Origin of the sequence: Plantibacter sp. Mn2098 (assembly GCF_049319745.1) — a bacterium.
Classification (GTDB): Bacteria; Actinomycetota; Actinomycetes; order Actinomycetales; family Microbacteriaceae; genus Plantibacter.
In genome coordinates this window covers 306,602-321,567 of the sequence record NZ_JBMOUH010000004.1, presented here as the reverse complement: position 1 = coordinate 321,567, position 14,966 = coordinate 306,602, and the positions used below count along the sequence as shown (strand labels likewise).

The window sequence follows — 14,966 nt, the reverse complement described above, 5'->3', positions numbered from 1 at the left end:
CCGCGCATCGCCAGCCGCCGTGCGTCGCCCCACCACATCCCCGCACCCCGTCCGCAATTCCGGTGCTGGGGCTGGGGCTGGGGCTGCAGAATTCAGGACGATTCACGGAATTCAGGACGAAATCCGCGCTTGTGAGGCGGAATCGTCCTGAATCGCGGAAATCTTCCTGAATTGCGAACACACCGCCGGGATGGGTGAGGGCGATGGGGTCAGTGACGTGCGGACGATGAACCGGCGAGCGGGCGGGTGCCCGGGCCATCTGCGGCGTCCGTTGCGGAGCCTGCCGAAGCGTTGGGGGACGTGTCGGATTCAGCGTGAGCCGGGGCATCGGTCGCGTCTGCAGCTGAGCCGGCGACGGCGTCCGCAGCCGCCGGACGACGACGCAGACGGAAGATGAACGCTCCGACGACCGCCAGGACGACGACCGCAGCCAGAATCCACAGACCGATCATGCGCACCGACGCCGCCTGCGCGGCAGCCTCGGCCTTCGCCGTCTCCACCGCGGCGATCGTCTCACCCGACTCGATGGGCGCAGCGAGCGGCGCGACCGTCATGTCGACCGTGACCGTCGCAGAACTCGGGAACGTCGTCGCGACCGTCACCGCCCACTGGCCTTCCGGCAGGAACGGCTGATCGCTCACCCAGATCCCCTCGCCCTCCGACGACGAGATCAACGACACCGGCCCGACGCGCTGCCCATCAGGAGAGACGGCCGTCGCGACGGGGTCCATGATCTCGCTCACGGTGTGCTGGTCAGCGGTGTACTGCGCGCTGACCACAACACCCCCGGCGCCGTCGGGCGAGACGAGCAACTGGAACGGCCCGCCGTGCGCCGATGCTGCACCGGCAGCCCCGAACACACCGGCGAACAGGACCACCAGGCCGAACAGCATCGCGAACAGGGCTCGCACCCGCAGGGCCGTGTGAACGACGGCCAAGGTGGATGCGGATCGGGCGGGCGCGAAGGGGGCGACGTCGCCCCGGGGAACAGCGAAGCCGACGGGTGAGCCGGCGGAAGAAGTGGGGACGCGGGATGCCGCGTGGTTCACCGCTCGCGATGCAGCGGTGTCGGATGCAGAAGTGCCGGACATGATTGCCTTTCCGAGAGGTGTTCGGGGATGTCCCGGGCCGTCGCCGGTTCGGGACATCGGTGGTTCTGGTGGTGCGTGGTGCGTACTGCGTGGTGCTGAGTTGTGGATGTGGGCCCTTCGACAAGCTCAGGGACCGGTGGGGCAGGGCCTTTCGACAGGCTCAGGGACCGGCGGGCCGGGTGGAGCGGGGCCCTTCGACAGGCTCAGGGACCGGTGGGACCGGAGGAGCGGAAGGCCCGCCGGGCCGCCGTGAGGCGACCCGACGGACCGACCGGACTACTCGGCCGAAGCCTCTCCCCGCCGACGACGGACGAGGAGACGAGCCCCGAGTCCACCGAACAGCAGGATGATGGCGAGCGGCACGAGGACGTCCACGCCCTCAGCACCCGTCGAGCTGAGCGATCCACCGGCCTGGCCGGAGCCGGAACCACCGGAACCGCTGCCGGTGCCCGGCGTGCCAGGACCACCGGTTCCCGGACCCGGGTCGACGACCGCTACAGTGACCGTGACAGCGGCCCGAGCAAGCTCGGTCTCACCGTCGAGAACCACCACGTGGTGCGCGCCGGGGGTGAAGGCGGCCGGCACCTGGACAGTGCCGTTGATGCCGCCCTGCGCGTCAGCCGTCAGCGAGCCGACCTTCGTCGGGTCGGAGAACAGCCAGACATCGACCGACTGACCCGGCTCGAAGCCCGTGCCGCTGACCCGGATGAGACCGCCCTGACGGACGCTCGACGAGTCGAGCACGATCGTCGGGACGACCGGCTGGTCGACCTTCTCGACCTGGACCGACCCGACCTCACCGATGTTGCCTGCGACGTCGACGGCCCGGAAGCTGACCGTCTCAGCGGCGAGCCCTGCGACCGCGAACGCGTCGGCGTAGGTCCGCCACACGTCTGCGGCGTCGCCGCTCAGTCGGTACTCGACACGGTCGAGGCCGCTGGATGCGTCCTCTGCCCCGTCTGCACCGGTCAGCGTGACGGTGCGGCCTGCGACCTCACCAGCAGCGGTCGGAACGACCGTGTCCAGCTTGATCGTGTGCTGCACGGTCTCCGACGTGTGTCCGTCACCGTCGACGGCGCGCACCCACACGGTCGAGACGCCCTCGGCTGACAGCTCCGCTGACGTTCCGAGCGGCGAGAAGTTCTCGCCGTCCGTGGAGTACTCGACCACAACGGTTCCCGAAGCGTCCGTGCTGGCACCCGTCGCGGTCAGGGTGACCGCCTTCGTGTACCAACCGGCGAGGCCGTTGGGGGCCGCCGGGTCGAGGGTCACCTGGACGGTGATCGTCGGCTCGGTCGGGTCGACGGGAGCCGCCGGAACCACGAGGGATCCGGTGAGGCTCACGTTTCCAGCACCATCGGTCGCCCGGTACTGGACCGTCTGCGCCGTTCCGTCGATGGCGACCGGCGCCGTGTAGGCCGCCCATTCGCCCTCGCCGATGCGGTACTCGATGCCCGCGACGGTGCTCGTCGCATCGCTCGCGGTGATCGTGACCGTCCGGCCCGTTTCCGTCACGGCGAGCGAGGCGTCAGCTGTCGGCGCCGTCTTGTCGATCTTGAAACTGACGGCATCCGAGACCGTCGTGTGACCGGTGGACGACGCGCGGTACTGGACCGTGTGCGCACCGTCGGTCGTCACGACGACCGGACTCGTGTACTCGAGCCAGCCTGCGCCGTCCACGTTGTATTCGCGGTAGACGCTGCTGGTTCCGCCGCCCTCGTACGCCACCTGGACGGTGACGTTCTGGGTGTACCAGGAGCCGACGCCGTTCGGCGTGACCGGGGAGACGGTCGCGCTGACGGTGATCGGCGTCTCGGGAACGGTGGAGCCGATCACCCGGAAGTAATCGAACACGCCCGTGCGGGAGACCTGACCCTGGTTGGCGTTGCCGAGTGCGTACAGGCCGATGCGTGCGCCGCCGAGACCCGCGTTGGTCACCGTCTCGGTGATCTGGGTCCAGGTGGCACCGTCAGCGCTGTACCAGCCCGTGTACGTGTTGCCCGACTTCGCGAGCCGCAGGTGCACGATGCCGTTCGCCGGCGCCGGAGCGTTCGGCTGCGGGTTCTGGACCACACCGCCGATCTCGTTCCGGAGCTCCAGGTTCCTGGTGATGGCAGACCCCGCCGCATTGGTCGACACGATGTCGAGCTTCACGTAGTTGTCGTCATCGCCGTACAGGATGAGGCCACCCTGCTGGTACTGGCGGTCGAACGCGGAGGCGTCGATCTTGGTTTCGACGGTCCACTCGTCGCCGGCCGGCTGCTGCTGAACGATGAAGTTCGGCACACCCGTGTCTGCTCCGTAGATGTCATTCGGTGTGGTGTCGATGCGGAGTGCCCCGTCGGATACGCGATATCCGCCCGGCTGCTCGTTCACGACGCTCCAGCGGCACCCGTTGAGTGCCGTGCCGGTGAACTCGTCGTCAGGCGAGTCCGCGACAGCGGTGTCATCGGGCGTGATCTGGAACCAGTCGAACTTCGCGTCGATCACGGCCGCCGGCGATCCGTCGTTGGCGAATGCCAGCAGACCGATCTTCGGGTTGGTGATTCCGGCGAGCGCCTTCGTCTGCGGCATCGACACGAAGGTGCTGCCGTCGGCCGAGTAGGAGGCGTTGAGGTTCGTACCGTCACTCGTCATCCGCACGAAGAAGGTGTCCGGGAACGCCTCGCCGAGGTTGGCGGTGTTGGACGCCGCGACCTCGTTGGGGTTGCCGGCTTCCTCACGGATGAACTGGAACAGGCGCTGGTCGGCGCTCGAACCGGTTCCCCGGCCCTGGAGCACGAACTTCGCGTAGTTGTCGTCATCGCCGTAGACGATGAGACCGGCCTGCTGGTACTGCGTCCTCGCTTCGAACGTCACCTTCGTGGTCGCCTGCCAGGCACCGCCCGGGAGGTCCTGCAGGATGATGTTCGGCGTGGTGCCTGGACCGCTTCCGTAGATGTCGGTCTTCGACGCAGGGATCACGAGGCTGCCGCCCTGGACGCGGGCGTCCTGGTTCGGCCGCACGATGCGGTTCCAGCGCTTGGTGTCGATCGTTGTGCCGTCGAAGCCGTCCGAGCGGCCGTTCAGGCACATCGTGTCACCCGGGACGGTCACGGTGATCGTCTGACGCTTCTCCGTGTACGCACCACGCTCATCGGCCACCCGCACGCGCAGTTCGTAGCTGCCCGGCTGGTTGTAGGTGACCTGCTTGGTCGCCGTGCCGTCGACGAATCCTTCGCCGAGGCCCGTCTCCCACTTGTAGCTGAGCGCTTCGCCCTCAGGGTCGGTCGCATCGGCCGTCGCGGTGACGACGAGCGGTGCGATGCCGGACTTCGGCGCTGCGTTCAGCTGCACGACCGGCGGCGAGTTCGAGTCGACGCCCGTACCGATCCAGTTCATGTAGTTGACGTTCGCGCCACCCTTCGTGAGCACGAAGTAGAGCGTGCCCGTCTCGGTGGGGAGCGGCTTGTCGAAGTCCAACGTGAAGTTGGAGTACGTCTGCCAGTCCGGCGAACCGTTCTTCAGCGTCGGTTCGAAGTCGACCGTGCCGAGGACAGGCCCTGTCGGGTCGTTCCAACGCGCCTCGATCGTTCCGGTGCCGCCGAAGCCCTTCGCGATGCGGAGGGTGACGCCGTCCATGCCCTTCAGGTTGATGGGCGAGTACGACCACCAGTCGTTCGGGTCGATGAAGCCGAGGTTCTTGCCTCCGCCGGCCGAATCGCTCGTGTTCTCGATCTTCACACCGTCGTCCGGGCCGCCTGTGCCGCCGACGCGTCCGGTCTGCTTGAAGTACTCGGCCTCCATGTGGGTGGAGTTGAGGACCGTCGTCGCATACCCGGTCTGCGGGACGCCGATGGCGCCTCCGTCGTCGGTGTAGTTGGCGTTGACCACCCAGAACAGGTTCGCCTCGAGGCCGTGGCCTGCGTCGCGAGCCGTCGGGAAGCTCCCCTCACAACCGTGGATCTCTCCGAAGTCGTGGTTGTGGGAGTCATGTCCGAGCGCGGGGACGAGTTTCACGTTCTCGCAGTTGATCGGACCGTTGGCGTCATCGTCGGTGACGGTCACCTTGTAGGACACGTCGTCGCCCCAGGTGAAGAATCCACCGTTCTCAGGGAAGTCGATCGTGACCTTCGGGATGGCGTTGCCGACGACGATGCGCACGTTGGCGATGGCCGTCTTGCCGTCCTCGTCCGTCGCCGTGAGGCGGGCGGTGTAGTCGCCGTTCTGCGTGTAGGTGTGCGCAGGGTTCGGCGTCGAGGTCGTCGGTGTTCCGTCGCCGAAGTCCCACTCGATCGTGAACGGCTTGGCGATGGGGTGACGGGTGCCCTCCGAGGAGAACTGGACGTCGAGTGTCGGGCCGGGGCCGTTCGTGACGTCAGCGGATGCTCGGGCGATGGGCGACGGGTTCGCCTGGACGTAGTCGACGCGGTAGACGCCGGAGTCGGCGGTGTTGCCGCCGAAGTCCGAACCCCAGTCGATCACGTACAGGGCGCCGTCAGGACCGAACTCGAAGTCCATGGACCTCGCGAAGCCCTTCGACGGGTCGAAGATCTCCGGGAGGATCCGGTTGATGTCCTGGATCTTCGTGTGGCGTGCGGTGTTCGCGTCGGTGTCCTCGTTGAGCTGGAACGAGAACATGCGTCCGGAGTTCCACTCGGCGAACATCGCCTTGCCGTCCCAGTACGCCGGCCACTTGGTGTCGGACGGGTTGTCCTTGTCGTACTTGTACACCGGCCCGCCCATGGGCGCACCGCTGTTGCCGATCTCCTGGTAGATGGCGGTCGACCCGTTCTCGGTCCACCACTCCGGCTCGACGACCGGCGGCAGGTTCCGCAGACCCGTGTTGTTGGGGCTGTCGTTCACGAGCAGCTTCGGGTCGAACTTCGCACCCGATGCACCGGTGGAGAAGTTGTAGTCGTTGTAGCACTTGATGCCGACGCAGTACGGCCAACCGTAGTTGCCCGGCTGCTTGATGATGTTCCACTCGACGGTGCCGCCCGGGCCGCGAGTCGAGCTCGCCTGACCGGCGTCAGGACCGTAGTCCGCGACGAGGAGGTTGCCCGTGTACGGGTCGAGACCGATCCGGAACGGGTTGCGGAAGCCCATCGCGAAGATCTCCGGGCGGGTCTTGCCGCTCGTGTCGCCATCGAACAGGTTGCCGGACGGGATCGTGTAGCCGCCGTCTGCGGTCGGCTTGATCTTGAGGATCTTGCCGCGGAGGTCGTTCGTGTTGGCCGAGGAGCGCTGGGCGTCGTAGTCCTGACGGCCGGAGCGCTCGTCGATCGGCGTGTAGCCGTCCGACTCGAACGGGTTCGTGTTGTCACCGAGCGACAGGACGAGGTTGCCGTCGTTGTCGAACAGCATGTCGCCGCCGGCGTGGCAGCAGGTGTTGCGCTGCGTCGTGACCTTGAGGAGCGCCTTCTCGCTGCCCGGGTCGAAGGTCTTCGTGCCCGGGTTGTAGGTGAAGCGCGAGATGCGGTTGTGCGGACCGTCCGAACCGACGTTGGTCGGCGCCCAGTACAGGTAGATCCAGTTGTTCGTCGTGAATTCGGGGTCGAGCACGATGCCGAGGAGGCCGTCCTCGTTCGCCATCGTCACGTTGAGCGAGAGCGCCGTCGTGGTCTCCTGCGAGACCGGGTCGATGCGCTGCACACGGCCGTTGCGCTCCGCGTAGAACACCGTGGAGTCCGGCGCGATGTCGAGTGCCATCGGGTTGCCGGTGTTGGTGTCGAGCGGGACGAGCTCGTAGCTGTCGCTCTGGGTCGCGTTGCAGTCGCCGCTCTCGGCGCCGGCTGCGGTCTTGATGCCGCCGAGCAGGTGCTTGAGGAACGTCGGGTCCGTGTAGGAGGCGTCGGTGTGGCCGCCGCCGGTGTACCAGGAGCGTCCGCCGTCGAAGTTCTGGCACCACGCGGTCGGGTGGTCGATGCCCATCGTGCCGCCGGTGTAGCTCTTCTCGTCGAGCGACATGAGCACGTGGACCTTGCCGCGCGGGTTCGTGCGGAAGTTGTACCACTCGTCGTAACGGTCCCAGGTGTCGCCGAGGAACTCGGACGACGGGTGGGCGTGGTCCTCGACCTTGATGGTCGCGTTCTGCTCTGCAGGGTGACCGCTGAAGTAGGCGCCGACGAGCTCGCCGTACCAGGGCCAGTCGTATTCGGTGTCCGATGCGGCGTGGACGCCCGCGTACCCGCCACCGTTGGCGATGTACTTCTGGAACGCTGCCTGCTGCTCGTCGTTCAGGACGTCACCCGTGGTGGACATCCAGATGACGGCGTCGTACTGGGCGAGGTTCTCCTCGGTGAACGATGCGCCGTCCTCCGTGGTGTCGACCTCGAAGTTGTTCTCCGCACCGAGCTTCTCGACGGCTGCGATGCCGGCCGGGATCGCCCCGTGACGGAAGCCTGCCGTCTTGGAGAAGATGAGGACTTTGAAATCGGGTGCTGGCAGGACGGCGGGGAGAGCCGCTGCCTTCGCGAGTTGTTGATTGGCGAGCTGGGTCTGGCTGGTTCGGTCTGAGCCGACTTGAGCGGCGGTTTGGCCCGATGCGGCCAACTGTGTCGAGGTCAGTGCAGGAGCGGCGAGTGCCGGTCCTGCACTGGCCAAGACGCCAGTGGCGATCATGGCCACCGCCGCAAAGGAGGCGACGATGCGCTTCCTCAGCCTGCGTTGGGGTTGAGCTTGGTTCAACGTGGTTCCACTCCTCGATACCGAGCGCGTCTGCGACACGCGGATGTGATTGCTCCGCCTGGCCGGACGCCATCGGACACGTGGAGTGCACGCATCACGGTCGACGCTGACCAGACAATTGCGGCGATCCTATGAGCGTTGTTTGTTGCAAGTCAAGCTAAATGGGTCGAATCGTGATGAAGCGTTGCACTCTCGGGGTGCGTGCGAGAAGAGTTGATCTTGAGAGTGCCGGAAAATCAACGTTTTTGCCGCGAAACAAACCCGACGATAGTTGCATAGCGGTTTGTTTGCCGAAACACAATAGTGGAATCAGATGTGCGTGAAATCGGTTGAATATCCGAGTTTGTGGCGATAGCGCGTGTAACGCGAGAAATGCCGGAAAAGCTTTACCCGTCAGGTGTGGCTTTCGTCGATGTGGGGAATACGTTCCCGGACCATCGAATTACCGGCGCAGCGGTCGGGCGGGGCTTCGCATGACACTCGAGTCACGCCATCGCGGACCCTGGGATGCTTCAGACGGCGAGTGCCGCCATCGTGCCGGCCGGATCCGACAGCACTGGTGCAAAGGCGAGCTCCGCAGCGCCGATCATCAAGCGGTCAACGCCGAGCGACGAGCGCGAGATGCGCGTGACCGGCCAACCGCCCGGCGCCGCCGTGCGCGCGACGGCCCGCTCAAGACGGTCGGAGGCGACGGCCGAGAGCGACCCGAGGAAGCCGCCCAGCACCAGCAGCTCCGGATTGCAGAGGTTGACCGCATTGCGCACGGCGATCGCCAGGAAGTCGATCTGCGCGTCGACGATGGACTGGAGGGCCGGGTCGGTGGTGTGCGGTGCGGATGCGGTGCTGCTGGCTGTTGTCTCTGCAGCTGTAGCCGCTTCCGCTGGCCCTGCTGCGGCATCGGCATCGACTCGGGCGTCAGCATCGGCATCGCCTCCGCGTCCGGAGAACCTGCTGATGAGGACTGCTTCGAGTTCCTCGGCGCGCGATGCCGGCAGCCCGAGCGCTTCGAGCAGCGGGGCTCGGCGGACCTCGGTCTCGAGGCAGCCGGTGGAGCCGCAGTGGCACGGCACGCCGACGCTGTTGACGAGCGTGTGGCCGAGTTCTCCCGCGTACCCGCTCTCGCCGGTGAGGAGCGCGCCGCGGCTCACCACTCCCCCGCCGATGCCGCTCGCTCCGCCGTTGAGGTAGATGAGGTCCGACACGCCTCTGCCCGCACCGAACAGGCTCTCCGCGAGGGCGCCGACCGCGGCGTCGTTCGCGGCGAAGACGGGGAGCCGCAGGGCGTCCTGGAGCATCTCGGCGAGCGGTTCGTTCTGCCAGCCGAGGTGCGGGGCGAGCTTGACCAGGCCGTCGCCCGCCCGGACGAGACCGGGGACCGCGAGGCCGACGCCGACGGTCGCGTAATTGGATTCGAGCTCGTCGCGCATGCCGGCGACGACCGCGGAGACGATGTTGACGACCTCCGGGGCCGTCGGCACGTGCAGCGTGTCGTAGCGGATGCGCTTGAGAACTTGGCCTCCGAGGCCGACGAGGCCGATCGTCACGGCGTCGAGCTCCGGGTTGACCGCGAGCGCGACCGTGCGCTGCCCCGGCGCGATGACGAGGCTCGGACGCCCGACCTGCTTGGTGGTGTCCGGTTCGCGTTCGGTGACGAGGCCGAGGCTCACGAGTTCACCGACGAGCGCGCCGACGGTCGATCGATTGAGGCCGGTCGACGCCGTCAGTTGCGCACGGCTCACGGGCCCGGTCGTGTGCACGAGTCCGAGGACGGCGGAGAGGTTGTTGCGGCGGACGTCGTCGAGGTTGTTGCCGCGGGAGCCGGCGCGCGTTGCGGCGCCGCTCTGGACGGGAGGCGTTCCGCCGGTCGTTCCGGTCGTCGTTCCGGGCATTGTTCCGCCGGCTTGTCCCGTGCTCGCGGTCGCTCTCGCGCCGGGATTCGCGGTTGCCGCCGTTCTGCGGGCGCGCTGTTGCACATCGTCCATCGCGACCACTGCACACCACCTTCGCGATGGACCAGAGGCTCCATCGATCGTTGAGTCCGCCAACGTTCGGCGGGCCGGTTCATATTATCAACGGTCTAACAACAAATCCTTGGACGCGGCTGTGAGCCGCCTTGCATGACCCTCTGTGTCCTTCTTTGTCCACAATTCCGGAACTCCTGCGCCGATCCGCCTGGGTAAGCGCTATCCGCGCCCGCCAAGCGCATTCCCGCCCCAGAGTTCCGGAATTGCGAACAGCGAGGATGGCCGGCGGATGCGCGACGCCGTAGGCTGTCGACACCGAAAGGTGGGGGGCGACTGATGAACGCGTTCGCGATGTGGCAGGTGATGGTTGCGCTGCAGGTGATCGTTGTGGTCGCGATCATCGTTGGAGCCACGATCTGGGTGCGACGGATGCTGCGCATCGGTCGGGCGCGCGAAGCCGCCGCGTCCTCCGCGGACACTTCGGCGGCTGCCTCCCTCGCAGCCCCTGCTTCTGCCCGTGCAGCATCCGCCTCTGCCTCCGACACGGCTCCTGCCGCCCCCGCCACTCCCGCGACGCCCAAGCAGACCGACGGGCCGACATCGGTCGATTAGTCACCGCATCGACACCTCCCGCGCACCCCACACACACGCCGGGCGTTTTCTGAATTCAGGAACTTCTGCAGCATTCAGGCGGAAATGCACCGAAATCGTCCTGAATTCCGTGAATCTTCCTGAATTGTGGAAGAGACGAGCGGGGAGCGGCGGGGCGGGATCGGGACAGGGCGGGACGGGGCTGGGCGGGACGGGGCTGGGCGGGACGGGACGGGACGGAGCAGGCGGGGTCAGCGGGCGGCGAGTGCGCTGAGCTCGATGACGGCGACATGCAGTGCGCCGGTCAGCCGTACGGCCTCGCCCGATGGAATCCAGACGACGTCGCCGATGGCGCGGACGGCATCGCTCAGGACGGCGGCACCGTCGGAACTCGATGCGGGCGCCTCGAACAGGGGAACGTCCGATGCCAGCACGCCGCCCTCCAGGACCACCACCAGACGCGGGTGCGAACTCACCCGCGCGATGTCGGACACCCTCGACACCGTCACCGCCCCGGTGCACACGCCCCGCCTCGTGAACAGGTTGAGGTCGAGCGTGCGGCCGGTCGGCGGGATGCACGCGACCGATGCCTCCCCAGCGAACCGCGCCTCATCGAACCTCGACAGACGCAACACCTCGGGCCCGGCGGCGGGCGCTTCGCCGTGCTCACCACGCCCGCCAGCCTCGCCAGCGGACTCCTCGACGGGATCGACGATCGCCAACTCGACGACGCCGTCCTCGATGACCGTGAAGATGCGATCGAACCCGGGGAACGGCGAGAACGTCGACGGACCGTTCAACTCCGCCATGCTCACCCGCCAATCCGCCTCGGCGAGCGCCGATGCGCCAGCACCAGCAGCGCCAGCAGCGCCAACCTCAGCACCCCCGGCACCAGCGCCCCCACTCCGACCCAGTACCGCACGCCCAACGGAGATGTCACCAGCAGACCCTGCGGCAAGGGTCGTCGTCACCCCGGCTCCATTGACCCACGGGACGGGGACGAGGGACGAGAACTCACGCACGACAACGGCCATATGGGGACCATACGACGAATTCATGGTTGCTATCTAGTGACATGCACGTTTTACTTAGTGGAAACATTCGCCGCTGAGCGATGAAACATTCCCTCTCTAATGTCAATGACGACAGGAGGTACGACATGGCAGAATCGTCAACCCGCACGGTCGACCGAGCACTCTCCCTACTGGGCATCGTGTGCGATCGGGGCTCCGTCTCACTCGCTGATGCAGCACGGGACGCCGACCTCTCCGCGAGCACGGCACTCCGCCTGCTGCGCACGCTCGAAGCCCAGGAGTTCATCCGCCGCGAAGGCGACGGACGGTACACGCCCGGCGCCCGCATCGTCCAGCTGGGCGCCCTCGCCCTCGCCAACGAATCCCTCGTCTCCCTCGCGAGCGACGCCATGCGCCGCATGGTCGAAGCCACGGGCGAGTCCTGCTACCTCTCGATCCGCGGCGCAGGCGAAACCGCCCTCTACATCGCGATCGTGGAAGGCACCCACTCCGTCCGCCACGCCAGCTGGGTGGGCCGCTCGATCCCCCTGCACGGCTCCGCGGCCGGCACCGTCCTCACCGGCGACGTCGACGAGGCCGGCTACTCGATCGTCCGCCAGGGCGTCGAATCCGATGTCACGGCGATCGCCGTCCCCGTGATGGTGGGCCACCGCATCGTCGCAGCACTGTCGAGCGTCGTCCCCAGCTACCGCATCGACGACGAGCAGATCGCCCGCATCGGCGAGCTCCTCCTCACCGAGGCCGGCTCGATCATCGCCGCCCCCGGCAGTGCTCCTGGCAGTGCTCCTGGCAGTGTTCCCAGCAGTGCCCCCGGGGGCGTTGCCACAAGCACCGACGCCCCCACCAGCACCATCTCCCCCGCAGACTCCACCGACCCCCGCAACGAGGAGCTCGCCTCATGATCACCTTCGAGAACGTCACGAAAACCTACCCGGACGGCACGAACGCCGTCGACGGCCTCACGATGGTCGCCCCGACCGGCAAACTCACGGTCCTCGTCGGCCCGTCCGGCTGCGGCAAGACCACGTCCCTCCGGATGATCAACCGCCTCATCCGCCCGACGTCGGGCACCATCAGCCTCGACGGCGAATCGACGAACGGGATGGACGAAGCGCTCCTGCGCCGCCGCATCGGCTACGTCATCCAGCACGCCGGCCTCTTCCCGCACCGCACGATCCTCGACAACGTGGCCGCGACGCCCCGCCTCGCCGGGAAGTCGGCGAAGGCGTCGCGGAGCATCGCCCTCGAACTCATCGAACGCGTCGGCCTGCCCGCGACGTTCGCGAAGCGCTACCCCTGGCAGCTCTCCGGCGGGCAGCAGCAGCGTGTCGGTGTCGCCCGCGCGCTCGCATCCGACCCGGCGTTTATGTTGATGGACGAACCGTTCAGCGCCGTGGACCCCGTCGTCCGCGCACAGTTGCAGGACGAGTTCCTGCGCCTGCAGCGGGAGATCGGCAAGACCATCATCATGGTCACCCACGACATCGACGAGGCACTCAAGCTCGGCGATCAGGTGGCCGTGATGCGCACGGGCGGCAAGCTCGCGCAGCTCGCGACCCCTGAGGAGCTCCTGACGGATCCGGCGGACGACTTCGTCGCGGACTTCGTTGGGCGCGACCGCGGCTACCGCTCGCTCGGCTTCACCACGGCGGCTCCCGGCCTCCGCATCCGCCCTGAGCCGGTCGTGACGCTCGGCGCGAGCGCCGAGGAAGCGCTCGCGGCGACGACCGACGCCTGGCTCCTCGTCCTCGACGACGGCGGTCGCCCGATCGGCTGGGTCGAACCGCACACCCTCACTGGCCCCGTCCGCACGGGCGACCTCAACCTCAGCGGCACGGTCGCGCCGACCACCGGAACGATGCGCCAGATCCTCGATGCCGCCCTCAGCGCCCCCAGCCGACGCGGCGTCCTCGTGGACGAGAACGGCCAGCTCGTCGGTTCCGTCACAGGCGCCGATGTCGTCTCCTCGCTCGACGAGAACCGCGGCAGCCTGCAGACGGGCGCCATCCCGACCGCCAGGCAGCAGAGCGACACCCAGTCGGCATCCCCCCGGGCAGCATCATGAACTTCGACTGGATCGCCCGTCAGTCCGGCGACATCGCCGTCCTCTTCGGCTGGCACGTCGTGCTGTCGATCATCCCCGTGGTGCTCGGCCTCGCGATCTCCCTGCCGCTCGGCTGGTTCGCCCAGCGCAGCGGGGTGTTCAAGTCGGTCATCCTGGGCACGACCGGGCTCCTCTACACGGTCCCGTCGCTCGCCCTCTTCGTGCTCCTCCCGCCGCTGCTGGGGACGAAGATCCTCGACCCGATCAACGTCGTCGTGGCGCTGACGGTGTACACGGTCGCGCTCCTCGTCCGCACCGTCTCCGACGGGCTCGACTCCGTTCCGCCTGAGACCGTGCAGGCGGCGACGGCGATGGGGTACCGCGGCTTCCAGCGACTCGTCTCGGTCGAACTCCCGGTCGCCGTACCCGTCATCGCGGCGGGGCTCCGGGTGGCCGTCGTCTCCAACGTGAGCGTCGTCGCCATCGCGGCCCTCATCGGCACCCAGCAGCTCGGCCTCCTCTTCACCCAGGGCGCCCAGCTGCGGTTCCTGACCCCGATCATCGTCGGCATCGTGCTCTGCCTCATCCTGGCGGTCCTGCTCGACGGCATCGTGGTCCTGCTCAACAAGTGGCTCACGCCCTGGACCCCGAAGGTGGTGGCGGCATGATCGACTGGCTCCTCGACCCGACGCACTGGACCGGCACCGATGCGATCCAGGTGCTCCTCGTGCAGCACCTGATCTACACGGGCCTCGCCCTGTTCGTCGCGGCGCTCATCGGCATCCCGATCGGCCTGTACGTGGGCCACACCGGCAAGGGCACGTTCCTCATCGCCGGTGTTGCGAACGCGCTCCGCGCCCTGCCGACCCTCGGTCTCGTGATCCTCCTCGTGATCGTGATCGCGCCCGTCTTCGCCTCGGACCTCGCTTTCATCGTCCCGAGCCTCATCGTCCTCGTGCTCCTCGCCGTGCCGCCGATCATGACGAACACCTACGCCGGCATCCGCGCCGTCGACCCGGGCGCCGTCGATGCGGCCGTCGGGATGGGCTTCCGCCCGCTCAAGGTGCTCTTCTCCGTGCAGGTGCCGTGTGCGCTGCCGCTCATCCTCTCCGGGCTGCGTGGCGCGACGCTCCAGGTCATCTCGACCGCGACGATCGCCGCCTACGTCTCGCTCGGCGGTCTCGGCCGGCTCATCATCGACGGCCGCGCCCAGAACGACTACGACCAGATGCTCGTCGGCGCCGTGCTCGTCGCGCTCCTCGCGCTCATCGTCGACCTCGGCATCGGGCTCATCGCCCGGCTGACGGTGTCGCCGGGGCTCACCCGCCGCCTGACGCGGAGTTCGGCCATCGCGACGGCCCCGGCCACCGCGACCGTGCCGACACCGGCCGCGGTCTGACGAGTCCGGCCCGCAGAACGCCCGCTTCTCCCCGCCCCGAACGTCCGATCCCCGAGCTTCCGCTCCCTGAACGTCCGGCCCCTGAACCAGCAGCACCCGACGCACCTCCACCATCGCTCCACCACTTGCACCACACCAGCACCACACCAGCAACACCGCACCACCGCACCACCA

General features: G+C 67.6%; 9 protein-coding genes. 5 read left to right on the top strand and 4 right to left on the bottom strand.

Annotation, left to right across the window (positions count from 1 at the left end; translation table 11 throughout):
- Positions 1–209: 209 nt before the first annotated feature.
- The 3 genes from ACL9RL_RS08700 to ACL9RL_RS08690 form a co-directional block, all read right to left on the bottom strand.
- Entirely contained in the window at positions 210–1,091 is an 882-nt protein-coding gene (locus tag ACL9RL_RS08700) for a hypothetical protein (protein ID WP_422779832.1), read from the bottom strand.
- Positions 1,092–1,367: 276 nt separating this feature from the next.
- Positions 1,368–7,694, bottom strand: a complete 6,327-nt coding sequence (locus ACL9RL_RS08695) for a ThuA domain-containing protein (RefSeq protein ID WP_422779831.1) — start codon at positions 7,692–7,694, stop codon at positions 1,368–1,370.
- Positions 7,695–8,272: 578 nt separating this feature from the next.
- The gene (locus ACL9RL_RS08690) at positions 8,273–9,742 is read right to left on the bottom strand and encodes an ROK family transcriptional regulator (RefSeq protein WP_422779830.1); all 1,470 of its coding nucleotides are present in this window, start codon (positions 9,740–9,742) and stop codon (positions 8,273–8,275) included.
- Positions 9,743–10,060: 318 nt separating this feature from the next.
- Here ACL9RL_RS08690 and ACL9RL_RS08685 point away from each other — a divergent pair, with 318 nt between their 5' ends.
- Complete coding sequence (locus tag ACL9RL_RS08685) at positions 10,061–10,336, top strand: hypothetical protein (RefSeq protein WP_422779829.1); 276 nt, start codon at positions 10,061–10,063, stop codon at positions 10,334–10,336.
- A gap of 230 nt (positions 10,337–10,566) precedes the next feature.
- On the opposite strand, the gene ACL9RL_RS08680 is transcribed toward ACL9RL_RS08685, so the two are convergent.
- Positions 10,567–11,349: a HutD family protein gene (locus ACL9RL_RS08680; RefSeq protein WP_422779828.1), complete on the bottom strand. Its 783-nt coding sequence runs from the start codon at positions 11,347–11,349 to the stop codon at positions 10,567–10,569.
- A gap of 125 nt (positions 11,350–11,474) precedes the next feature.
- Between ACL9RL_RS08680 and ACL9RL_RS08675 the strand changes: the two genes are divergently transcribed.
- Genes ACL9RL_RS08675 through ACL9RL_RS08660 form a run of 4 tightly spaced genes read left to right on the top strand, consistent with a single transcriptional unit; the run spans position 11,475 to position 14,792 of the window.
- Entirely contained in the window at positions 11,475–12,251 is a 777-nt protein-coding gene (locus tag ACL9RL_RS08675) for an IclR family transcriptional regulator (RefSeq protein ID WP_422779827.1), read from the top strand.
- Positions 12,248–13,414, top strand: a complete 1,167-nt coding sequence (locus ACL9RL_RS08670; RefSeq protein WP_422779826.1) for an ABC transporter ATP-binding protein — start codon at positions 12,248–12,250, stop codon at positions 13,412–13,414. The genes ACL9RL_RS08675 and ACL9RL_RS08670 overlap by 4 nt, the downstream gene beginning before the upstream one ends.
- Positions 13,411–14,061 carry an ABC transporter permease gene (locus ACL9RL_RS08665; protein WP_422779825.1) on the top strand — a complete coding sequence of 217 codons (651 nt, stop codon included), beginning with the start codon at positions 13,411–13,413 and terminating at the stop codon, positions 14,059–14,061. Before ACL9RL_RS08670 ends, ACL9RL_RS08665 begins: the two co-directional genes overlap by 4 nt.
- Positions 14,058–14,792, top strand: coding sequence for an ABC transporter permease (locus tag ACL9RL_RS08660; protein ID WP_422779824.1), 735 nt, complete (start codon positions 14,058–14,060; stop codon positions 14,790–14,792). The genes ACL9RL_RS08665 and ACL9RL_RS08660 overlap by 4 nt, the downstream gene beginning before the upstream one ends.
- Positions 14,793–14,966: the final 174 nt, after the last annotated feature.

What these genes read in the sequence shown, in the direction of transcription:
- ACL9RL_RS08700 (WP_422779832.1), bottom strand. Translation starts at nt 1,091, where the DNA reads ATGTCCGGCACTTCTGCATCCGACACCGCTGCATCGCGAGCGGTGAAC.
- ACL9RL_RS08695 (WP_422779831.1), bottom strand. Translation starts at nt 7,694, where the DNA reads ATGATCGCCACTGGCGTCTTGGCCAGTGCAGGACCGGCACTCGCCGCT.
- ACL9RL_RS08690 (WP_422779830.1), bottom strand. Translation starts at nt 9,742, where the DNA reads ATGGACGATGTGCAACAGCGCGCCCGCAGAACGGCGGCAACCGCGAAT.
- ACL9RL_RS08685 (WP_422779829.1), top strand. Translation starts at nt 10,061, where the DNA reads ATGAACGCGTTCGCGATGTGGCAGGTGATGGTTGCGCTGCAGGTGATC.
- ACL9RL_RS08680 (WP_422779828.1), bottom strand. Translation starts at nt 11,349, where the DNA reads ATGGCCGTTGTCGTGCGTGAGTTCTCGTCCCTCGTCCCCGTCCCGTGG.
- ACL9RL_RS08675 (WP_422779827.1), top strand. Translation starts at nt 11,475, where the DNA reads ATGGCAGAATCGTCAACCCGCACGGTCGACCGAGCACTCTCCCTACTG.
- ACL9RL_RS08670 (WP_422779826.1), top strand. Translation starts at nt 12,248, where the DNA reads ATGATCACCTTCGAGAACGTCACGAAAACCTACCCGGACGGCACGAAC.
- ACL9RL_RS08665 (WP_422779825.1), top strand. Translation starts at nt 13,411, where the DNA reads ATGAACTTCGACTGGATCGCCCGTCAGTCCGGCGACATCGCCGTCCTC.
- ACL9RL_RS08660 (WP_422779824.1), top strand. Translation starts at nt 14,058, where the DNA reads ATGATCGACTGGCTCCTCGACCCGACGCACTGGACCGGCACCGATGCG.